This is a genomic window from Flavitalea sp. (assembly GCF_035489435.1).
In the GTDB taxonomy this organism is placed as follows: Bacteria; Bacteroidota; Bacteroidia; order Chitinophagales; family Chitinophagaceae; genus DATHKG01.
The window spans coordinates 1-21,491 of sequence record NZ_DATHKG010000184.1 but is presented as its reverse complement, the minus strand read 5'-3'; the positions used below and the strand labels follow the sequence as shown (position 1 = coordinate 21,491).

Annotated in this window: 14 protein-coding genes; 2 read left to right on the top strand and 12 right to left on the bottom strand. The window is 41.9% G+C overall.

Translation table 11 applies throughout. The annotated features are described in order from the left end of the window. Positions 1-82: 82 nt before the first annotated feature. Entirely contained in the window at positions 83-940 is an 858-nt protein-coding gene (locus VK664_RS29465) for a DUF6089 family protein (protein ID WP_461402333.1), read from the bottom strand. A 343-nt stretch (positions 941-1,283) separates the two neighbouring features. Continuing rightward, the gene (locus VK664_RS29460; RefSeq protein ID WP_461402332.1) at positions 1,284-2,873 is read right to left on the bottom strand and encodes a glycoside hydrolase; all 1,590 of its coding nucleotides are present in this window, start codon (positions 2,871-2,873) and stop codon (positions 1,284-1,286) included. Between the two features lie 204 nt (positions 2,874-3,077). On the opposite strand from VK664_RS29460, the gene VK664_RS29455 reads away from it, so the two are divergent. Then, positions 3,078-4,304: a multidrug effflux MFS transporter gene (locus tag VK664_RS29455; protein ID WP_461402331.1), complete on the top strand. Its 1,227-nt coding sequence runs from the start codon at positions 3,078-3,080 to the stop codon at positions 4,302-4,304. A 97-nt stretch (positions 4,305-4,401) separates the two neighbouring features. Here VK664_RS29455 and VK664_RS29450 read toward each other — a convergent pair whose 3' ends face one another. From VK664_RS29450 to VK664_RS29430, 5 genes are all read right to left on the bottom strand, one after another. Then, complete coding sequence (locus VK664_RS29450; protein WP_461402330.1) at positions 4,402-6,774, bottom strand: ABC transporter permease; 2,373 nt, start codon at positions 6,772-6,774, stop codon at positions 4,402-4,404. Between the two features lie 136 nt (positions 6,775-6,910). Further along, positions 6,911-7,216, bottom strand: coding sequence for a polyhydroxyalkanoic acid system family protein (locus VK664_RS29445; protein WP_461402329.1), 306 nt, complete (start codon positions 7,214-7,216; stop codon positions 6,911-6,913). A 198-nt stretch (positions 7,217-7,414) separates the two neighbouring features. Beyond that, entirely contained in the window at positions 7,415-9,796 is a 2,382-nt protein-coding gene (locus tag VK664_RS29440; RefSeq protein WP_461402327.1) for an ABC transporter permease, read from the bottom strand. Between the two features lie 313 nt (positions 9,797-10,109). Beyond that, positions 10,110-13,547, bottom strand: a complete 3,438-nt coding sequence (locus tag VK664_RS29435; protein ID WP_461402326.1) for a hybrid sensor histidine kinase/response regulator — start codon at positions 13,545-13,547, stop codon at positions 10,110-10,112. Next, positions 13,477-14,280 (bottom strand): ligand-binding sensor domain-containing protein, encoded by an 804-nt coding sequence (locus VK664_RS29430; RefSeq protein WP_461402325.1) that lies wholly within the window; start codon positions 14,278-14,280, stop codon positions 13,477-13,479. Before VK664_RS29430 ends, VK664_RS29435 begins: the two co-directional genes overlap by 71 nt. Positions 14,281-14,490: 210 nt before the next feature. Here VK664_RS29430 and VK664_RS29425 point away from each other — a divergent pair, with 210 nt between their 5' ends. Beyond that, positions 14,491-15,570 carry a saccharopine dehydrogenase family protein gene (locus VK664_RS29425; protein WP_461402324.1) on the top strand — a complete coding sequence of 360 codons (1,080 nt, stop codon included), beginning with the start codon at positions 14,491-14,493 and terminating at the stop codon, positions 15,568-15,570. Positions 15,571-15,642: 72 nt separating this feature from the next. On the opposite strand, the gene VK664_RS29420 is transcribed toward VK664_RS29425, so the two are convergent. From VK664_RS29420 to nuoL, 5 genes are all read right to left on the bottom strand, one after another. Next, positions 15,643-15,825, bottom strand: a complete 183-nt coding sequence (locus tag VK664_RS29420) for a hypothetical protein (RefSeq protein ID WP_461402323.1) — start codon at positions 15,823-15,825, stop codon at positions 15,643-15,645. Between the two features lie 118 nt (positions 15,826-15,943). Then, positions 15,944-16,384 carry a PAS domain-containing protein gene (locus VK664_RS29415; RefSeq protein WP_461402322.1) on the bottom strand — a complete coding sequence of 147 codons (441 nt, stop codon included), beginning with the start codon at positions 16,382-16,384 and terminating at the stop codon, positions 15,944-15,946. A 339-nt stretch (positions 16,385-16,723) separates the two neighbouring features. Further along, the gene (locus VK664_RS29410; RefSeq protein WP_461402321.1) at positions 16,724-18,166 is read right to left on the bottom strand and encodes an NADH-quinone oxidoreductase subunit N; all 1,443 of its coding nucleotides are present in this window, start codon (positions 18,164-18,166) and stop codon (positions 16,724-16,726) included. Positions 18,167-18,212: 46 nt separating this feature from the next. Then, positions 18,213-19,679, bottom strand: coding sequence for a complex I subunit 4 family protein (locus VK664_RS29405; RefSeq protein WP_461402320.1), 1,467 nt, complete (start codon positions 19,677-19,679; stop codon positions 18,213-18,215). After that, the coding region (gene nuoL, locus VK664_RS29400) for an NADH-quinone oxidoreductase subunit L (protein ID WP_461402319.1) at positions 19,676-21,491 on the bottom strand (1,816 nt) is incomplete at its 5' end. The genes VK664_RS29405 and nuoL, both read right to left, overlap by 4 nt.

Genomic DNA, 21,491 nt, shown 5'->3' with positions numbered 1-21,491 from the left:
TCTTCAAAATAACCCAAACAAATCCGAACCTTTTTGAAAAAGGAAGATCTGGCATTAACCAGGGGAATTGATTTAACAAAACTCAGAGGTTGGTGGGGCAACCGGTATTGCCGTATTTCGAGCGGCCACCAGAGAACGGACTGGTAATACTTCCGATTCCTATAGAAATACCAAGGCCGGTAAAATAATACCAATCCTTGTATTTTGCTCCGCCGCGAACTGAACCATCTGCGGGATAGTTCAGATCACCACCTTTTAATTCACCACCCCGATAGGCCATTTCCACAGCCCTCGGTCCTCTTGCCTGGCCCAACAAAGATTGGTCAACATAAGTAGAACTCACATCATCCAGGTAGTCGGTAAAAAGTTTTCTAAGTCCCATCTCATACGACAAAACCACGTTATCACTCACTCTTAATTTCAGACCAGCTCCGAAAGGAATGGCAAATTGTGTGAGGTTATATGGTTTACGGTCAGGATACAGGCTAAGGCCCTGGCCTTCGGTACCCAGCGGTTGCAAATTGAATTTGTTACCGAGTGTATCATAAGTGTATGGGTTGAAATGATAAATAGCAACTCCCGCAAAAACATAGGGGGAAAACTTCCTTTCCGAAAGATCCAATAGCGTATATTCTATCATCAGATTTCCCTCGAGAATTCCTGACTGAAAATTCAGATTCCTCGCTTTAAGCAGGCCTTCGTTTTTTTTATCGTTGCCTTCGATCCTGCCATAATTAATACCGGCCCGGGCAGAGAAATGATTTGTAATATCATATTTCAAACCCAGGCCGAAAGTACCATGAGACTGATCCAATGTTAACCGCTTGGTTTGAAGATCGCCGGAATAATTAGCGAATCCCCCAAAAGCGGTTATATGAAGCCGTTGTTGAGAAAATGAAAAAATGGGAATGAATAAAAAACAAATTACCAGCGCTCTCATCACAGATGCAATTTACGGATTCAAAAAAAATAGGACAGGATCTGTGGTTTTCTTCAATGGATTGAGGCCAATAACAATTTAATACGCGTGGACTGGCAAGATCTGCGCCAATTATCCATTAAAGGAAATACAATTTTCGAATTTATGCAAGATCCCTACCGGTATGCCTGTATTAAAACGTTTAAACTACAGTTTTAAAACAGGTTCTACAAGGGATATTTACACATACGCGGGTTTTCAGCCATTGGTAAATAAATTTCTTAAATACTTATAATCTGGAATGTTAAAAAGCGAAATGGCTGGTTTAATCGCTCAGTTGATGCATAAATCATTTCCAGTCGTTCTATTTATCAATTACGACCGTATTAATTGACCTGGGTTGTAAGTTGATTTCACTTAGGTCAGAAATCAATCCTGGTTTCATATTAATGTCCTGATCCGATGTTGTAGTATAGATTGTTTTTGACCAGCGTTTGTTTTCTCCCTTCAGATCACAATTGACCGTTCTTGATTCGTTCGTGTAGTTGATCAAAACAATCACAGTTTTTCCCTTACCATCTGAGAAAGCAGAACACATCAGGTCCCTGGAACTTTGTTCATCTGTGAGCTGATCATCCCGGTCAAGCATCAATCTTTTCATCCCGGGACGGATAAACCTGCTATAATGCCCCATCGCCCAAAGGTTTTTTGTCACTCTAAAAGAACCCCTGCTGTTGCTATCATTTGTATGCAAAGCTATAAGATAGTATCGGGTATCAAAATCAGCACTACCCGGTTCGTATACGTTCCACAACTGCCAGGCTGCAGCATTCGCTACTGCCAGATCAGTGTGGATCATCTTTGCAAGAAACAAGGCACAATCCATAGCCGGGATTTTTCCTTGTTTATTTTCCTTATATCCTGTGCCCAGCATACTATATTCAGATTGCCAGAACTTTGTCTTGTACGCAGCAATTGTATCTCTCAGATGCCTGCGAATGCTAACACGGTTACTATCTCCTGAATCGGTGAAATAACTGTGACCCACTAGCGCCGGATAAACCGTAGGGAGCTTGCTGATATTATAGGCTGATGAACCGATAAAAAATTGAATCTGTCTCCCCGCCTGACCACCCTCTGTGTAAAGATGTTTAAGTGTTGCTGCCTCCGGGAGAAGAATCTGCGTTTTGAGTTTGTCTTTACGCATTGTACTATCGAGCCTTGACGCAATCTTATAGATGTCGCGGTTATGCCAGGGTGTTCCTTCCTGGTTCATTTCCCCGAATTTATTTGACCAATCCCACTGCGGCTCATTTACAGGGCTGATAAACCGGAAATGAATTCCGGTGCTGTCAAAATGTTTCAGCACCCGGCTAAGGAACTCAGCATAGGCATCATATTTATCTTCACGGAGATTACAGGTATAATCTTTTTCGGTTTTGAATCCTAAACCGTTGCGGTTAAAATAAACCGGGGGCGTATTGCTGAAAGCTATCAAATTTTCGACTTTATAGTCATGGGCCTTTCTCAGGAACCATTGATAACCGGCTTGTTTTGACCAATCATAATTTCCGTTCGCATCCATAAAACATTCAACACGTTTTACGGCGGTTTTGATTCCACTGCTGTCGCCCTGTTCAGCGGTACCTCCACCTATATTAAACCGCCAGGCAGACAGTCCAATTCCAACAGGCTTACCGTTTTTGTCGAATTCCTTGCTGAAGAGCAATTTCGCGATCGAGTCTTTGCTTTGCTGTTCCCAATATTTTCCGATTCCTTCTGAGAACCAGCATCCGGAACCTCCGAAATTGTCGATTGTCTGAGCCGCTTTCCCGGAATAGATTTGAAACCTTACTGTTTTAGCCTGCGCAATTAAATGGGCAGTCAGGAAATGAAATCCAATCGATAAAAGCAACAGTTTTGTTTTTCTATCAATCATCGCTCTATACTTCATCCCTTCAATGTTTTTTTTAAGTTGATATAAAAAGCCTTAAATGCGTGTTTCAAATTTTGATTCCCGGCTATTAAGATATGATAGATTAATTTTGAGTGCTACAATTATGTTTTACACCTGCATAAGTTACCAGTCGAACTCAATAGTAGTCCGGATAAAACTTTAAAAAGCAATCTCAAAAAATATTATTTAGAAAAATTTTCAATGAATATTCCTACTACTGAAAACAGCAATAAAACTATTTTGATCCTGGTATTAGGTGCCCTGACTGCTTTAGGTCCTTTTTCAATCGACATGTATCTTCCCGGTTTTCCTGAGATTGCAAAGGATCTTGAAACTGATACTTCCCGGGTTGCCCTGTCATTGTCATCCTATTTTATCGGAATTTCGGCTGGTCAGCTTTTATATGGACCATTGATGGACAGGTTTGGCCGTAAGCCGCCATTATACCTGGGTTTGGCGCTTTACCTGGTCGCCTCCATAGCATGCGCCCTGTGTGAAACGATAGATTCTTTAATTGCATGGCGTTTTGTACAGGCAATAGGAAGTTGTGCTGCGACGGTTGGCGCGGCTGTAATGGTCAGGGATCTTTTCCCAATAAGTGAAAGTTCGAGGATATTTTCACTGCTGATCCTGGTACTCGGCACTTCACCAATGATAGCACCAACGCTGGGAGGTTATGTTACCTCAGCTTTTGGATGGCAAACTGTATTCATTATACTTGCCGTTCTTGCTGTGTTGCTTTTGATTGCCGTGAGATACCTGCTGCCGGTTGCGTATAAGGCAGATCCATCTTTATCGTTGAAACCCGGTCCGATACTTCGAAATTTCAGACTCGTTCTTAGTAACAAGCAGTTCATTACCTATGCCTTAACCGGGGCATCTGCATTTTCGGGCCTTTTTGTTTATGTATCCGGCTCACCGCAGGTATTCATGGAAATCTTTCATATGGAGGCGAAAATTTACGGGTGGATATTTGCCGGCCTTTCGGTTGGATTTATTGGTGCCAGCCAGGTGAGTTCAAAACTACTCAAATATTTTACCAGCGAACAAATCGTTTATACTTCACTGTTATGCCAGGCTATCACCTCGGTAGCGTTCCTGGTTTTATCATTGAATGGCCTCACCGGCCTGGTCTCAACAATCGGTTTTATTTTTATTTACCTGTGTTGCCTGGGGCTGATAGCGCCTAATACAAGTGCACTTGCACTGGCTCCTTTCAATACCAATGCAGGCAGTGCTTCGTCGTTGCTGGGAGTCTCCCAGATGACCCTTGGCGCTTTGGCTTCTACCGGTGTAAGTCTTTTTCATGCAAGTGATACCACCCCGATGATTCTTGTAATGTCAGTGGCTTCAGTAACTGCGAGCATTATTCTAATCTTCGGAAAACGAGTGATCCGGAGCCTGGCCAATACTAAATTAACCCTGTGACCGAATCCAGGCGGGATTTGCCTTTCTTCCGGAAACCGAATTATATCGATTACAGACTATACACTGAAAAGGAAACTGCGCGATTTTTTCCAAGGTGTTATTCGGTCCGCAGCGACTTGACAGGGTTAGCAGTAGCTGCCCGTATTGCCTGGTAACTTACGGTCAGTAAGGCAATGAATACCGAGAGCAGACACGATATCGCAAATACCCACCATTGAATCGGCACCCGGTAAGTATAATCCTGCAGCCATTTATACATCGCCCACCATGAAATTGGTGCGGCTATCACAAAAGAGATAATAACCAGCCTGATAAAATCTTTTGACAGAAGCGCGGTTATACCGGTAACTGATGCTCCTAATACTTTGCGGACACCAATTTCCTTCACCCTGTTTTCTGCCATATAAGTAGCCAGACCAAAAAGTCCCAGGCAGGAGATGAAAATTGTCAGGCCCGCAAATAATCCTGCCAATGTTCCCTGTCTTTGTTCGTTCTCAAACTTCCTTCCATATTCTTCATCAACGAACTTATAATCGAAAGGGTATTCGATATTATATTTCTTAAATATCGCTTCTGCTCTTTTTAAATTCTGAGCTGTTTGATTCTGAGGATTCAATTTGATATGAACAGTATTGAACCAGTCACTTTTCGCACCTGAAATCAGTAATGGCCTTATAGGCTCATATGGAGAAGTGAGGATAAAATCTTTTATTACTCCTACTATATGCCATTCAACGCCATTGTCCTTAACGATTTTCCCAATAGGATCCTTAAACTTCATAACTTTTAATGAAGCTTCATTTATTATCATCCCGGTTGAATCTGTCGGAAACTGTTTAAGATCGAAATCACGGCCATGAACAAATTTTAACCCGACAGTTGTTGCTAACCCTTCATCGGCCACGAATCTTGAAAAATCCGTTTTATCATTGGGATCCTTTCCTTCCCATTCCTGCCCCCAGCCATCACTCCATTGCTGGGTAATTGGCGAATTGGTTTTAACGACAGAAGTTGCAATCCCGTTTGAGATCATTTCATTTTTGATAAGCTGATAGTTCTTTGGAATATCGCCCGTCATAAAATGATAAATCAGGTTGTTTTTCTGATAACCTGTGTCACGGTCCTGTGCATAATCAATCTGTTGCTTCACAATCACGGTACAAATAATCAGTATGATTGCAAATGTGAATTGAAGCACAACGAGCACCTTGCGGGGAGTAACAAGGGCATGTGCCTTTTTAAAGGTTCCTTTCAGCACTTTAACAGGCTGGAAAGAAGAGAGGAAAAACGCAGGATAACTTCCGGCAAGCAAGCCGGTGAATAAGATAAAACCAATTGCTGCCAGCCAGGTATAAATGCTGCCAAAACTGATAAAGAGATTTTTGTCAGTTAATTTATTATATGCGGGCAAACTCAGTAAAACTATTCCAAGTGCAAGCACGGCTGCAAGAAATGATATCAATATAGATTCACCGATAAACTGTCCGATCAGGGAACCCTTTCTTGCCCCGACAACCTTTCTAATCCCAACCTCCTTCGCCCTTTTTTCACTACGCGCCGTACTGAGGTTCATAAAATTTATACAGGCAATCAGGAGTATAAATGCAGCTATAGTTGCAAAAAGTTTTACAAATGTTATTCTTCCACCATTGTCTTCGGCACCATTTGTAAAACTTGAATAGAGTCTCCATCTTTCTATAGGATAAAGGAACATCTCCCATTTATCTTTTTTTGCTTCCTCATCAAATTTCTGCTTCAGCACTTTTATTTTGGGTGCCGCAGATGATAAGCGGGCATTTTGCTTCAGCATCACATAGGTGCGGGTACTGTTGTTGCCCCAGTTTGAATCGTCTTCGTTCCTGGATATCATGTATGACCAGGGCAATAGATATTCAAAATTAAAGCGTGTGTTGTTTGGCAGGTCCTTCAGGATCCCGCTGACAACAAAATTGTCTTTGTTATCAAGTTTGATCAGTTTTCCCATCGCTTCTTCCCGCCCGAAAATCGCTTTTGCAAGTTTTTCGGTAAGAACAATGGAGTGCATATCGTTTAGTGCCGTTGCAGGATTGCCTTTAAGCATTGGAAAACTAAACATTTGCAGGAAGCCGGTGTCAACCATGTTGCCCTGTTTCATGATCCGTTTATCACCGATGCTGAAGAGAAACTCGTTTTCCCAGTTAACCCGCACTGAACGTTCTACTTCGGGCAATTCGCGCTCCAGGGTTCGTGCAAGGATCTTCGGGGTGGTGTTCCAGCAAAAGAGTTTACTGTCAAAATTCGCCCGGTTCCAGGCTTCATAGATCCTGTCCTTATTTTTGTGAAACTGATCATAACTAAGCTCGTTCTGTATCCACAAAACAATAAGAACCGCACTGGCCATTCCAACAGCCAGGCCAAAAATATTGATGAATGAGAATCCTTTGCTGCGCAACAGGTTCCTGAAAGCGACTTTAAAAAAGTTTTTTATCATGCTTGGGGAATATAATTGAGATAGACGCGGGTAAAATGAAAATGTTACATTTTTTCACAAATATCTTCAGTTTATATCAATCCAACTGGTAAAATCAATGGTCATTTGTGGCCTGGTGCTAAGACCAAATAAAATGCTATTTACTCAATAGACTACCGGCCTTATCCTTAATAACATTTCCGATGGTATCTTTAAAAAAGGAAAGCATAAACGGAAGATCGCCCTGGACATTGACATGGTCATCTGCTACAGTAATCCTGCCGGAAACATCAAAGCCTTTGGCATTGAAACTAAAATTCCCAATGTTTCCATTCCAGTCTTCTTTAACGCCTCTTATCTTATCTTTTTGTTCTTCCTGTAGATCTGCCAATAATCCTTTTATTCTTGTCAAAGCTTCTTCTTTCGGAAGTTCATGCGGTATACTAACATCTAGCTTGCTCATACTTTATTTATTCAAAAAACATTACTTATAATAAAACCAGTCATATCTTTCGGACTGTTTTATCATGACAAATTAATTTTGCCCTATAAACGATGGGGTTTGATATCATAACAAATTAAAAGAAAAACCGTCAAATAGCAATCGCTGAAATCGGGTTAATTAATATTCTGCACACAATTACCGGACATCGATGCCAAATCATTCCGTTCTCAGGCTCTCGACGGGGTTTGTAAGTGCCGCCTTCAGGGTATGGAAAATAACAGTAAGCAATGTGATTACCAGCACCATAATCGCAGACATAATAAAAGGGAAAACCGATAATCCCGTATTGTAAGGAAATATCTCGAGCCATTTGCTCATAAACAGATAAGCAACGGGGAAAGCAACAATACAGGAGATGCCCACCAGCACTATAAAATTTGTGGTGATCAGCGGAACTATCTCTCCAACCCCTGCACCGAGTATTTTCCTGATACTGATTTCTTTTTGTCTTTGTTGTGTTGTGAATGCAATCAGGCCCAGCAAGCCAAGGCAGGTAATCAAAACGGTAAGTATTGAAAAACTGGTAAAGATCTTCCCCCTTTTCTGGTCCGCGGCATACTGTGAATCAAAGTCCTGGTCAAGGAACGTGTACTCGAAAGGCAGGTCAGCAAAAATTTTCTTCCAGGTATTTTCAACACTTGTAATGGTTCGCGGAATATTTTGCGGATCCATTTTGACCTGAAAATTATTACTGGCATTCCTGTAATACATAATAAGAGGAGCAATAGGATTGTACAAAGATTTTTGATTAAAATCTTTGACGACACCCACAACTTCAAGATATCTCCCTGATGTATCTCCCGGAAATTTTACATGTTTTCCAATAGCTGATTTCCATCCAAATTCCTTTATCATCCTTTCATTTACAATAATGCTGCGCAGTGTATCAGGTAAGCCGGAAAAATTCCGGCCCTCATGCATTTTTATACCCAGTGTATTAAAATAGTTCTCATCTACCCCATACACATCAACGCCTTTATCAAGATATCCCGTCTCTGTTTGTACAGTAAACAGGTTAAAGCTGATACCACGGCCAGGTGTAGCTTCAGCTGTACTTGCTGATTTTACTCCGGGTAGATTTCTGACTTCATTTTTGAAGGAAGTTATTTTACTCCTGATATCGTTGTTAGCATTCGCGGATACGGTGAGCACCTGTTCTTTACTGAATCCAAGATCCCTGTTCCTCAGGTAATTCAGCTGACCATAAACGATCCAGGTGCAAATGATCATGATCATCGAAATCGTAAATTGCACCACAACCAACCCTCTTCTCAGGGTAACGTTACTGGAACTTTTTGAGAGGCTTCCCTTCAGGATGGTTACAGGATTAAATTTTGAAAGATAAAATGCAGGGTAACTTCCACCTACAAACCCTACAAATAATATAATCCCCAGCAGTATAAAAAATGTTCCCGGATCAAGTAAAGAACCAAATGTGATAAACTTGCCTGATAATGAATTAAAATATGGCAACAACAAAGCGATAAAACCTATACTCAATAACAGTGCAAATAATGCAGTGAGTGTCGACTCAACCAGGAATTGCGCGACCAACTGTGATTTTGTGGAGCCGGTAACTTTACGAATACCGATTTCTTTTGCTCTTCGTGCTGACCTTGCAGTAGTAAGATTCATGTAATTGATACAGGCGATGATCAGCATAAAAAATGCAACCGCCGAAAAGATGTAGATGTATGATATACTTCCAAGCTCTTCTGGTTCATTTCCCATATCAGAATGCAGGTGAATTGCTGTGATATTCTGGATGCCGTAATGAATTTTAATTTTATACTGAGCAAAAATGGCTGCCATGTATTTATCATACATCGGGGCAAGCTTTTTCTCAAACGAAGCAGCAGTGGTATTTTGATTTAATAAAACATAAGTATAAAAACTGAAGTTCCCCCAGTTACCCTGGAAATCATTAGGAAGTGTTCTGGTAGATATCAGTACATTAAAAATGAAATGAGAATTTTTTGGAACATTTTTTACGACACCAGTAACTTTAAACACTTCACCACTTGTATTTTCCAAAGACTGGCCCAGCGCCTTTTGTTTGCCGAAATACTTTTCAGCTACAGATTGCGTAATTACAATAGTCTTCGGTGCAACAAGCGCCGTTTTAGGATCACCTTCTATAAAATCATAAGTAAACATCCTGAACACATTGCTGTCAGTATAAAACACTTTGTCTTCATAAAAACGGAGACCTCCCTTTTTATACATCACTCTTCCCTGAGGCACAAAACGTACAGATTCTTCTACCTCCGGATAATCTTTCTTGAGTTGTGGTCCCAACGGATACTGTGTGATAGCCCACTTCAACATGTCCTTATCCGGCTCCTTGATATAGGAATTGATGCGATAGATCCGGTCAGCTTTTTTGTGATAACGGTCATAAGCCAATTCGTCTTTAATATAGAAAATTAGAAAAAGGCTAAAAGTGATCCCGATTGTCAGGCCAAGAATATTTAGAAGACTGTACCATTTATCTCTTTTGAAATTGCGTAAAGCAACAAGGAGCAGGTTCTTTATCATGGGCTGATTTTAAGAAAATATATTTGAAGAATTGAATGATAAACTTATCGTGGATTAACCGTAACGCACTGGTACACATGATTTAAGTCAATCACTATGCCATTATGTAAGTGTTTAGCGGATAGTACTTTCAAAAAGACTTGATTAATAAAGTGTCCGGAACCGGACACTTTATGTTCGATGCCGGACTCGTTTCAACCATTTAAGCATGTAGGATGACCAGAAGATTTATATTAAAGGCTTAATCAAATTTATACTGGACACTGATCATAAATAATGTGGCCGTTTTCCTGCCTGATTACCAGTTAAGTTTTTAAGCGATGCGGGTATTCATACCTGGTCGTTGATGTGAAGACCATTTTTTTAGCTTTTCAACTAATTCTTCCAGCCTGATTGGCTTACTGAGATAGTCGTTCATGCCGGCCAGCAGACATTTTTCCTGGTCACCCTCCATGGTGTTCGCGGTAAGTGCAATAATTACAGGTTGATCATAATCCAGGCCCCGGATTACCAGTGTCGCTTCCAGGCCATCCATTTCAGGCATTTGCATATCCATAAGAACCAGGTCGAATGATTCCTCCTTACATGCATTGACGGCTTCCTGTCCATTCTCAACCAATTTTACCTTGTAACCCAATTTGCCCAGGATATGTAAGATCACCTGCTGATTGATAAGGTTATCCTCAGCTACCATAATCCGGAGTGGGTAAACCCCCGAAAAGTCTGAGGTTAATATATTTTCAGTGCTGATAGATTGAGTATATGGAATATTCGGCTGCAATGCGCTGAGAATATGTTTACTCAATAAATGTTGCTTTACGGGCTTGGTTAAGACAGAGGTAAAAAGAGATGATTTCATCGCGTTGTTCTCATGGCCATTTGAACTCAGCAGTATAACAGGAAGTTTAGGGTATTTTTCCCTCAGGATCTTCCCGAGTTCTAAGCCATCCATCCCTGGCATTTCCATGTCTGAAAGAACCAGGTCGATTTCGGTTATCCTGGTCAAAATATCCAGGGCTTCCTTACCAGACTGAACCATGATCGGCAATAGGCTCCATTGTTCCAGCTGGCTCCTAAGTATCGTACGGTTGGTAAGGTTATCATCAACCACCAATACTTTTTTTCCTGCCTGTTTTGCCATATCATATTGAATATATGTCTGGATAACTGTTGCCGGCACACTGGTACTGATTGTGAATGAAAAGACCGAGCCTTTTCCAACTTCACTTTCAACTGAAAAATTACCACCCATAAGTTTTACGAGTTTTTCCGAAATCGCTAAACCAAGGCCGGTGCCCCCAAATTTGCGAGTGGTTGAAGAGTCCACCTGTGAAAAAGACTTGAATAGTCTTCCCATTTTGTCAGCAGGTATCCCAATTCCGGTATCACGAACTGAAATACGGATCATATGTTGATTACCGGGTCCCGAATGCTGCAACTGCAAGCCAATGAATATCTCGCCTTTAGGAGTAAACTTCATGGCGTTACTTACCAGGTTACTAACAACCTGCTTTAAACGCAGATCATCTCCCACTATCTGTAAAGGCACATCTTTCTCTATATGATATATCAATTCCAATCCGCTCTTCGCCGCTCTCATTCCAAATATGTTCAGAACATCTTCAATACAATTACGAAGGTTGAAGCTTTCCTGCTCGAGCTCCAGGTTACCAGATTCTATTTTGGAAAAGTCAAGGATGTCATTAATAACATTCAACAAACTTTCACCGCAGGTACTTATTGTTTCTGTATAAATCCGCTGTTGTTCAGTTAATTCGGTTTCGGCAAGTAGTGAGGACATCCCTATCACTCCATTCATCGGGGTCCTGATTTCATGACTCATGGTCGCCAGGAATATACTTTTTGCCCGGTTGGCTTCCTCGGCTTCCTGCCTTGCCTTATTTTCTTCCGCTGCAATATGAACCAACTGATCAGTCTGAATAGCCACTTGTTCCTGCAACGTTCTTCTTTGATTTTTTATGCTGCGAACCCTGAATTTAAAAAATGCAATAAAGGCACTAACCAGCGCTGATATTAAAATAATCCTGAACCACCATGTTGACCAGAAAGGTGGAGTTATCCGAATACTGATAGAGATTCCCTTTTTGTTCCACAAGCCGTCATTATTACTTGCCTTTACACGAAAAATGTAATTGCCCGGATCGAGATTAGTATAGGTTGCTTTTCTTTGTTTTCCAACCATGTTCCATTCTTTATCAAAGCCTTCCAGCTTATAAGCGTACTGATTTTTTTCCTGCAGGGTATAGTTTAAAGCTGCAAATTCAAAAGAAAATACAGACTCTTTATAAGATAAGGTCAGGCTCCTGCTTTCATTGATATCTACTTTAAGCGGCGAGTTTTTTTCACCGACTTTAACTGATTTGTTGAAGACCTGGAAATCTGTAATAAAAACCGGTGGAACATAAGTATTCGTTCTGATACTGTCCGGATGAAACACATTAAATCCTCCCGATCCACCGAAAAACATTTCACCACTTGCCGACTTGAAATATGCACCATGATTGAAAACCGGGCCCTGGAGACCATCATTGAATTCATAATTGCGGAAGGACTTAGAACCGGGATCAAAACAGGAAAGTCCATTGTTGGTACTCATCCAAAGCTTTCCCTTTCCATCCTCAAGAATACCCTGTATAACGTTATTAGGCAGTCCATCTGCCTGGAAATACCTGGTAAACTTTCCTGTAAGCGGATCAAGAAAATTCAAACCATTATTAGTGCCTATCCATAGACGACCTTTCGAATCTTCCATGATAGTATTAACGATATCATTGCTAAGACTGCGGGAATCTTCGGCATTGTGTTTATATATGATAAAACGGTTATTTCTCTTGTCAAATAAATTCAAACCTCCCCCCATTGTTCCAATCCAAAGATTCTCTTTTGAGTCGAGATACAGGCTGTTTACAGAAGGAGCACTGATACCATTTGGGTCTGCTGCATTGTGTTTATAGTGCGAGTAGGTATTGTTACGTTTATCATAATAATCAAGTCCCCCTTGCCAGGTACCGATCCACCAATTCCCGTACTTATCTTCTACCAGGTCACCAATCATATCAACGCAGGTGCCATGGTTTGCAATACTGTCAACCGGGTACCTCTTAAAACGACCCGTTTCCGGATCCAGGCCATTTAATCCACCCCGAAAGGTTCCCACAAGTATCTCATTGTTACTGGCTTGCTTTAAGGTGAGCACCACATCGCTTGCAAGACTGGAAGGCCCGGGCTGACTCCTGTAATTCTTAAAACTGTTTTTTTTGCGGTTAAACATTGTGATGCCTCCGCCGTCTGTGCCGATCCAGATATTACCGTTGACATCTTCAAGGAAAGTATTCACGGTATTATTACCAAGGCTGTTCTTATTATTTGGCTCTTTATGATATTTGGCAAACTTCGCCGGCTCCTTATCCAGGAAGTCAACTCCGCTATGAAATGTGGCCAGCCAGGTATTTCCTCTTTTATCAATGTAAATATCCCAGATAGAATTGCTGCTGATACCTAATGGATCGTTATCGTCCTGTGCATAATTATAAAATGCATTATTCTTTTTATCGAAAACGCTTATACCGCCATTCTCAGTTCCCAGCCAGATAAGGCCATTTGCATCTTCATTAATACAGCGGACAGTATTATTCGCAAGGCTTGACTTGTCTTTAGGATCATGAATAAAAACGGATGAACTTGTTTGTGGCTGAGTTAAAGAGATTAAGGCCTTTCGAATCTGTGCCAATCCAGATATTGTGTTCGCGGTCTTCAAAAATCGTAAGAATACTGTTTTCACTGATACTATGTTTATCGGCTGCATTGAATTGATAATGCCTGAAAATATTTTCTTTCCTGTTGAAAACATCAAGACCGCCGGACCTGGTGCCGATCCACAAATTACCATTGCTGTCTTCAAACAATTTATAAATATTGTCATCCGCAAGACTATTTTTATCTTTCGGGTTATGGAGATAGTGAGTGAATTTATTGTTCTTTTTATCCAGCAGGTCAAGTCCATTTGCTGAACCGGCCCAAATGTTGCCATCTCCGTCTTCCAGGATAGATTGAATCGTATTATGACTAATGCTTCCGGGGTCATTGGGGTTATGGCGATAACGTATAAATTCATCGCTTTTCGGCAAGTATTTGTTCAGCCCACCGGCTACTGTTCCAATCCATATATTTCCTTCCAGGTCTTCCTTCATGCTCCAGATAAAATTGGCGCTGATACTTGATGAGTCTTCGGGATCGGACCTGTATACTGTAAACTTGTAACCGTCGTATTTGTTTAATCCATCACGGGTACCAATCCAGATAAAACCATTTTTATCCTGTAAGATGCAGGTAGCGTTATTAATGGAAAGTCCTTGCGTTGTGGAAAGATTTTTAAATTTCAGATTGGGTCTCTGGGCAAGACCAGCTATATATAAAAAGACGGCGACAATCAATAAAACGATATTCCTGAATGGCAGCTTCATGGGTTGAGTTCGTCTGGTCAAAATCGTTAATGGCGGTCTCCGGTTAATATAAATCCGGACCTTTACCTGAGACCTATAACGTGCAATCTGACTTTTAACGCTGAACGATTTTTTTCATTGTTAAATCTAAGTAGAATACTTGTTGACAATAAATACAAACACTTAAACAAGCCGTCTCTTTTAACTAATTTCGTTTCATAACCAGTTACCATGGCCAACCAGTTTTTGTTATATGGAGCAAATGGTTATACCGGACAATTAATTGCCCGGCATGCAAATGAATACCATCTTCAGCCCGTCCTGGCTGGCAGAAATAAAGAAGCTATCCAAAAGCTATCATCTGAACTCCATTTTCCTTATCTCATCATTGATCTTGATAACCGGGAGGCGCTCGAACAGTCACTGGGTAATTTTGATGTTGTGTTGAACGCAGCAGGACCATTTGATCAAACTGCGCATCCCATGGCAGATGCGTGTATAAGAACGAAAACTCATTACCTGGACATCAATGGTGATATCAGTGTATTTGAATCACTGAAGTTACTTAATGGTCTGGCTTTGGCCGCAGGCATTATGATCATGCCAGGTGCAGGTTTCGATGTTGTACCGACTGATTGTTTAGCGCTTTTTCTGAAGCACCAGATGCCAGATGCAACGGACCTGAAAATGGCCTTCGCAACTGCAGGAGGCGGATTATCGCGAGGCACGGCAACCACTATGATCAACAACCTGGGTGAAGGTGGTAAAAGAAGAATTGACGGAAAAATTGTGAAAGTGCCTTTAGGAGAACATGGCCTCTGGATAACATTCGGTAATGTTCCCACATACGGAAAAGTGAAACGATTTGTTATAAGTATACCCTGGGGCGATGTATCAACTGCATACTTCACGACAGGCATTGAAAATATCGAAATCTACACTGGTATGTCTGTCAATGCGTATCGGCTGTTGAAACTGCAACGGGCTTTCAACTGGTTGCTCAGAACACAGTTTATCCGGAATTTATTAAAGAAGAAAGTTAACAACAGGGCTCCGGGTCCTACAGATGAAAAGAGGAGCCGCGGCAAAAGTTTTATCTGGGGTGAAGTCAGTAATGCTTCTGGCGAAAAGCTGAAAGAGTCCATGGTTACCACCGATGGCTATTCGCTCACGGCACATAGCACCCTGATCATAGTCCAAAAAATTCTTGCGGGAGATTTTAAGCCCGGTTATCAAACGCCGGCAAGCGCATACAGTAGCGAACTGATTTTTGAAGTTCCAGGCACCCGTTGGCTCAATACCCAGGAATAAACCGGTGGCTCAATATTTAGGAATAAACTTTACGATTGAAGTGCCCGTATAAATAAGAAAAAAGATTATCTTTTAGAAAACAACCAATAGGTCAACATTTAAACCCCAACTCCTGATCGTGGTTGCGCTGGCCTTCGTGGCATGTAACGAGCCTTCCACTGATAACAATATTGGTGCTGCAAATGAAAAAGACAGCATCAGCTTCAACATTTCAACAGCGAGGTCTGCCGTCGAAGCTGTGAACAACAAATTCATGGAAAGCATTAAAAAAGGTGATTCTGTGGGCGCCGCTTCTGTTTATGCACAGGATGCACTGATAATGCCTGCAAATAGTGAAGCGATCTCAGGCAAAGATGCCTCTTCGTTTTGGGGATCATTCAAGCAATCTGCAGGCATATTCGTTCGCATCAACAATACGGGTTTCTGTATTAAACACGAATATTGCATCACCAGCATATTCAATCAGGGTCCGGTATTTCGCCTCACTTCTTTCCAGGTTTTTATTTTCCTGGTGAAGATTTTCAATTAAATGATTGATATTCCCCACTAAGTAATAAGAAAAAGGAACAGCTAAGACCAAAGAAAGCAAGACAATAAAAATGAACTGTTTCAGTGCGGTTTGGTAAACCAATGCGTTTTCTTTGTGGATCTCATTTCCTACCCTGACCTGCAAATTTATTAATTCGCTGAGCTTGTCGACAACAGGATTTATGGCGGCGTATAATTTTGAATTGATAAGATTATCGAGACCACGCGCATCTTGTTTATTCAATATCGTCTTCAATTGCTCAACTGTCTCATTTAATTCAGTCATCAATGTTGCTGCCTGTTTAGACAACACAAGCTCCTTAGCAGTTAGAAAGGTTGTTATATAAGCTTTCCAATTTCATTTATATTTTTTTCTGCTGCATCTATCCGATGCAATGATTCTTTAAATGCAAGGCGGTCGGCCTATGACTGCTCGGCAACAGCAAAAATATTTACCAGGAATTCATAACGGATAATTGTTAATTGCTCCATTGGTATTACGCGATCAGTGGTGAGTGGTGAGTGAAATACAAGAAGTATAATATATCACTGGCGACTCATCACTGATAATCTCCATCACTCAAACTCGCCACTTACCACTCACCACTCACCACTTTTCTTAGTGCTACCTGATAAGAAGATACTCGTGGATTCCATCTACGATATTGCCCGGGAATATCCCTAACAGGCAAAGAAGCACCATCAGCAATCCAAGTGTGATATATGTAGCGGTATAAAAAAAAGGATGTAAAGTTCTTTCCTTGATTTCTGAAGAAGGAGATGTTTCGAACAGGATACTTATCACACGAAGATAATAATACAGACCGATCACACTGGTCAGTACCAACACAATAACAGGTGGCCATAAATCCTGCCGTATACCGGCGGTTATAACAAAAAATTTGGCAGGAAAACCTGCAGTAAGTGGAATTCCTGCCAGGGAAAACAATGCGATGGCCAAAACTGCCGCCATCAATGGATCTCTTCTGAATAAACCGCGGTACAATTCCAGATCTTCAGCATCCTGTCTGCGGGTGGATAGTATAGTAACGACTCCAAAGGCTGACAATAACGTAATACTATAAGAGAGCAGGTAGAAAGCACCTGCCTCTACCCCAGCGCCTTCACCTGTTAAAAAAGCAACCAGCAGATAACCAAAATGCGCAATGGAGGAATAAGCAAGCAGCCGTTTAATATTCTGTTGCCTTAGCGCCAAAATATTGCCAGCGATCATAGATGCGATCGCCAGGACGGAAAAGACAGTACTCGCCTGGATATAATGCCTGAGGTCTATGGCCAGGGCAAAGCGGACCAGGACAGCAAATACACCTATTTTCGAGACAGTAGCTATAAATGAGGTGACAGGAGTCGGCGCTCCCTGGTACACATCGGCGGCCCAAAGATGAAATGGCACCAGCGCCAGTTTAAAGCCTATCGCAACAATCATAAAACCTGCCCCCATGATGACCAGTACAGAAGTCGTTGAAGATCCGCTTATCTTTTGTGCAATAGCCGTAAACTCCATTGACCCGGTATCCATGTAGATCAATGCCATACCGAACAACAAAAAAGCAGATGAAACAGCCGCCAATACGAGGTATTTCATGCCCGCTTCCACCGCATTGTTCCTGGTTCTGAGATATGCGATCAGCGCATAAAGACTGACGCTCAACAATTCCAGGCCAATAAACAACGAAATAAAATGGCGGCTTATCGTTAAAATCGCAGCACCAAGAGTGCCAAGAAATAACAGGATATAATACTCTTTCGGGTTCTCTTCCCTTTCCTCAAAATATATATAAGAAAACAGGCCAATAACGAGCACACAAAAAATAATCATACCGGTAAACAAAAGTGCAAACCCATCTATCTGGAACAAGGGAAGAATAGAAACAGGCAGGATGGACCTTACGTTGGCCAGGGCTGCAATTACAAGGCACAATAATAAAAATCCAGCAACCTGTATAACAGTATGGCTCAGCCGAAATGCAATAAGCAGGATGATGATCATTGAAGAACCTGCCAGCAACGTGTACGGAAGAAGTGCGTCGAATTGTATTTCGCTCATCAAACTGATTTTAGTTATTATCGGACCTCTAATTGCCTGACTGTTATTATCGGACCACTAATTGCCTGACTGTAGTTTTTACCATATCTATCACTGGCTGTGGATATAATCCCAATGCAACAATACCGATAGTCATAGCTGCCAGGATAAGAAGCTCTCTCCCACTAAAATCCTTCAATGGCAGGTCGGCGGTCATGTTCCCCAGGAAAACCTTGCGCACCATCCTTAATGAATACAAAGCTGACAAGACCAACCCGAAGCTGGCTATTACTGCCAGGGTTGCCTTGGTTGAAAATGTACCCAGCAGGATCAAAAATTCCGCAATAAAATTTCCTAACATAGGCAATCCAAGAGAAGCCATGGTAAATAAAAGTGCCGCACCGCCCATGAAAGGCATAGCCGTCCATAATCCTCCCATCTTTTCAATGTCACGGGTATGAAGCCGCTCTTTCAGCATTCCGGCCAATACAAACAAAGCCCCGGTACTTATGCCATGGGTTAGTATCTGCATAACCGCACCCTGCATACCGATTTCATTAAACGAGAAAATGCCAAGGAGTACAAAACCCATATGACTAACCGAAGTATAGGCTATCAGGCGCTTGAAGTCGGTCTGTGCAAATGCCAGCAAAGCCCCGTAAATTATCCCGATCACTCCCGCAAATATCATCCACCACGAGATGGCAGCGGAAGCTTCCGGAAACAAGGGCAACACGAACCTGATAATTCCATATGCCCCGGTTTTTAATAACAGCCCGGCTAATAACAAGCTACCTGCGGTGGGAGCCTCACTGTGAGCGTCAGGCAACCAATTGTGAAAAGGAACCACCGGTAATTTTATTGCAAAAGCAAACAGGAATCCGAACAGGATCCACCTGGCAGCAGAGGGCTCGAGAGAAGTGCCCAATAAATCGAAATAATCAAAAGTGTAAGTTCCGCTTTGCTGCCCATGGATAAAATACAGGGCCAGGATAGCAAGAAGCATCAGCAGGCCCCCGGCCTGGGTAAAAATGAAAAATTTAAAAGCAGCATAGCGACGATTGGAATCTCCCCAGATTGAGATCAGGAAATACATAGGCACCAGCATCACTTCCCAGAAGAAATAAAACAGGAACAGATCCATGGCAATAAAAACACCACTTATACCAGCGAGTGTCCATAAAAGATTAAAATAAAAGAATCCTGTCCTTTCCCTGATTTCCGTCCAGGAACAAAGGACCGCCAATATACCCAGGAAGAAAGTGAGCAGTAACAATACGAGGCTCAAGCCATCCATGGACAGGTGAAAACCGATACCAAATGAAGGTATCCAGCTGGTCTTGAAATCTATAAGCCAGGTGGCACCTGCTGCAACGGGATCACGGAACTGAAACCACCAGTAACAGGTTAAGAAAAAATCTGCAAAAACCGATATAAGGGCTATCCATTTTGAAAGATCAGCATTCCATTTTGCCACGAGCCAGCTCAGGACACCACCTATCAGTAAGACCAATATCATCCCTGTGAGCATCATAAGATTAATTGTAGGGTTATTATGAACAGGATGCCAATGATAAAACCTCCGATATACAGACGCAGCGATCCATTCTGCGAAATCGACAATAGCCGGTTAAGTTTCAAATTCGCTTGTGCCAGGCCGTTATACAACCTGTCAAATACATCAGCTTTATTAACCTTTGTGATAAACACAAAGGGTTTTACAAATATGGTATCATACAACCGGTCAAATCCCCATCCATTGTACAGGAAGTTGCGGATCCCGGCATTTTCGGTTGATTGCAACCACTGCCCGGTAACAGTATTTTTCAGGTGATATATTGAATACCCGGCGTAAATACCCAAGAGAGTAACAACAGTAGCTACCAGTTGAAATACAGCTTCGGGCGGAAGACCTTCTTTTAATACCGGGGCAGGCAATACATTTTGGATAAAATCAGAAAACAGTGAAAGGTGAACAAGATTATGTGGCCATTCAATAAATCCGGCTATTAAAGATAAAACTGCAAGTATTACCAGCGGTATAGTCATCCCTTTTCCGGGTTGTGCATGTACCGGGGTTTTCATCTCACCAAAAAAAACAACCAGTATAAGACGTGTACAATAAAAAGCAGTAATGAATGCTCCTGCAAGGGCAATCACCCATAAGAAAGGATTGCCTTTAATGCTACCCCAGGCATACCAGAGAATAGGGTCCTTACTAAAAAATCCGGCAGTAACAAAAGGCAGGGCAGCAAGAGCAGCAGCACCCGCGAGGAATGTATAATAAACTATGGGCAGCTTGTTTTTGAGCCCGCCCATTTTAAAAATGTTTTGCTCATGATGCAAAGACTCGATCACTGTACCGGCAGCAAGGAACAAAAGTGCTTTAAAAAAAGCATGTGTAAAAAAATGAAAGATCGCTGCACTCCATGCTCCGAGACCAAGTGCGAGGAACATATATCCGATCTGGCTTATCGTGGAATAGGCAAGTATTCTTTTGATGTCCGTTTGAACCATGGCACTGCAACCGGCAACAAACAGCGTTGCGGCGCCAATGATCGCGGTAACAGTCATGGCAAGCGGAGAAAGCATGAACAGTGTATGCATTCTCGCTATGAGATAAACACCAGCTGTAACCATTGTTGCCGCATGAATCAATGCACTGACCGGAGAAGGACCTGCCATTGCATCGGGCAACCAGGTTTGCAGTGGTAGCTGTGCTGATTTACCCATTCCTCCCGCAAGCAATAAAAGGCAAATAAGTGTTATGTTGGACGATCCGGTTGTAAAATGAGCGGGAGCCTGTTGAAGAATGCCAGGAATACTGAGCGTTCCCAACTCTTTAAAGAGCAGGAACAAACCAATGAGCATAGCTGTATCGCCGATTCTTGTAACTAAAAATGCTTTATTTGCCGCCTGGCAATTGGCCGGGGATTCATACCAGAATCCAATCAGCAGGTAACTGCACATACCAACCCCCTCCCAGCCCAGGTACATAAGAACAAGGTTGTCTGCCATCACCAATAACAGCATGGCACCCACGAATAAGTTCATGCAGGCGAAAAACCGCGCATAGTCACGGTCCTTTTTCATATAAGCAGTAGAGTAAATATGGATCAGTGCGCCTACAAAAGTGATAATAAAAATAAATGTGAGTGATAATACATCTACACCCAGACTTATGGCAACTGAAAGCGTGCCCGCAGAGAACCATTGCCATAACAATAATGTGTCAACACCTGTAGGTGGCGGAGTCTGAAGAAATTGTATACCGTAAATCACTGTCAGCACAGCGGCCAAACTCACAGTGCCTGCGCCTATCGAAGCAATTACGTTTTTAGGCAAT

Coding starts and splice junctions, on each gene's coding strand:
- VK664_RS29465 (WP_461402333.1), bottom strand. CDS start 940: ATGAGAGCGCTGGTAATTTGTTTTTTATTCATTCCCATTTTTTCATTT.
- VK664_RS29460 (WP_461402332.1), bottom strand. CDS start 2,873: ATGAAGTATAGAGCGATGATTGATAGAAAAACAAAACTGTTGCTTTTA.
- VK664_RS29455 (WP_461402331.1), top strand. CDS start 3,078: ATGAATATTCCTACTACTGAAAACAGCAATAAAACTATTTTGATCCTG.
- VK664_RS29450 (WP_461402330.1), bottom strand. CDS start 6,774: ATGATAAAAAACTTTTTTAAAGTCGCTTTCAGGAACCTGTTGCGCAGC.
- VK664_RS29445 (WP_461402329.1), bottom strand. CDS start 7,216: ATGAGCAAGCTAGATGTTAGTATACCGCATGAACTTCCGAAAGAAGAA.
- VK664_RS29440 (WP_461402327.1), bottom strand. CDS start 9,796: ATGATAAAGAACCTGCTCCTTGTTGCTTTACGCAATTTCAAAAGAGAT.
- VK664_RS29430 (WP_461402325.1), bottom strand. CDS start 14,280: ATGAAGCTGCCATTCAGGAATATCGTTTTATTGATTGTCGCCGTCTTT.
- VK664_RS29425 (WP_461402324.1), top strand. CDS start 14,491: ATGGCCAACCAGTTTTTGTTATATGGAGCAAATGGTTATACCGGACAA.
- VK664_RS29420 (WP_461402323.1), bottom strand. CDS start 15,825: ATGAATTTGTTGTTCACAGCTTCGACGGCAGACCTCGCTGTTGAAATG.
- VK664_RS29415 (WP_461402322.1), bottom strand. CDS start 16,384: ATGACTGAATTAAATGAGACAGTTGAGCAATTGAAGACGATATTGAAT.
- VK664_RS29410 (WP_461402321.1), bottom strand. CDS start 18,166: ATGAGCGAAATACAATTCGACGCACTTCTTCCGTACACGTTGCTGGCA.
- VK664_RS29405 (WP_461402320.1), bottom strand. CDS start 19,679: ATGATGCTCACAGGGATGATATTGGTCTTACTGATAGGTGGTGTCCTG.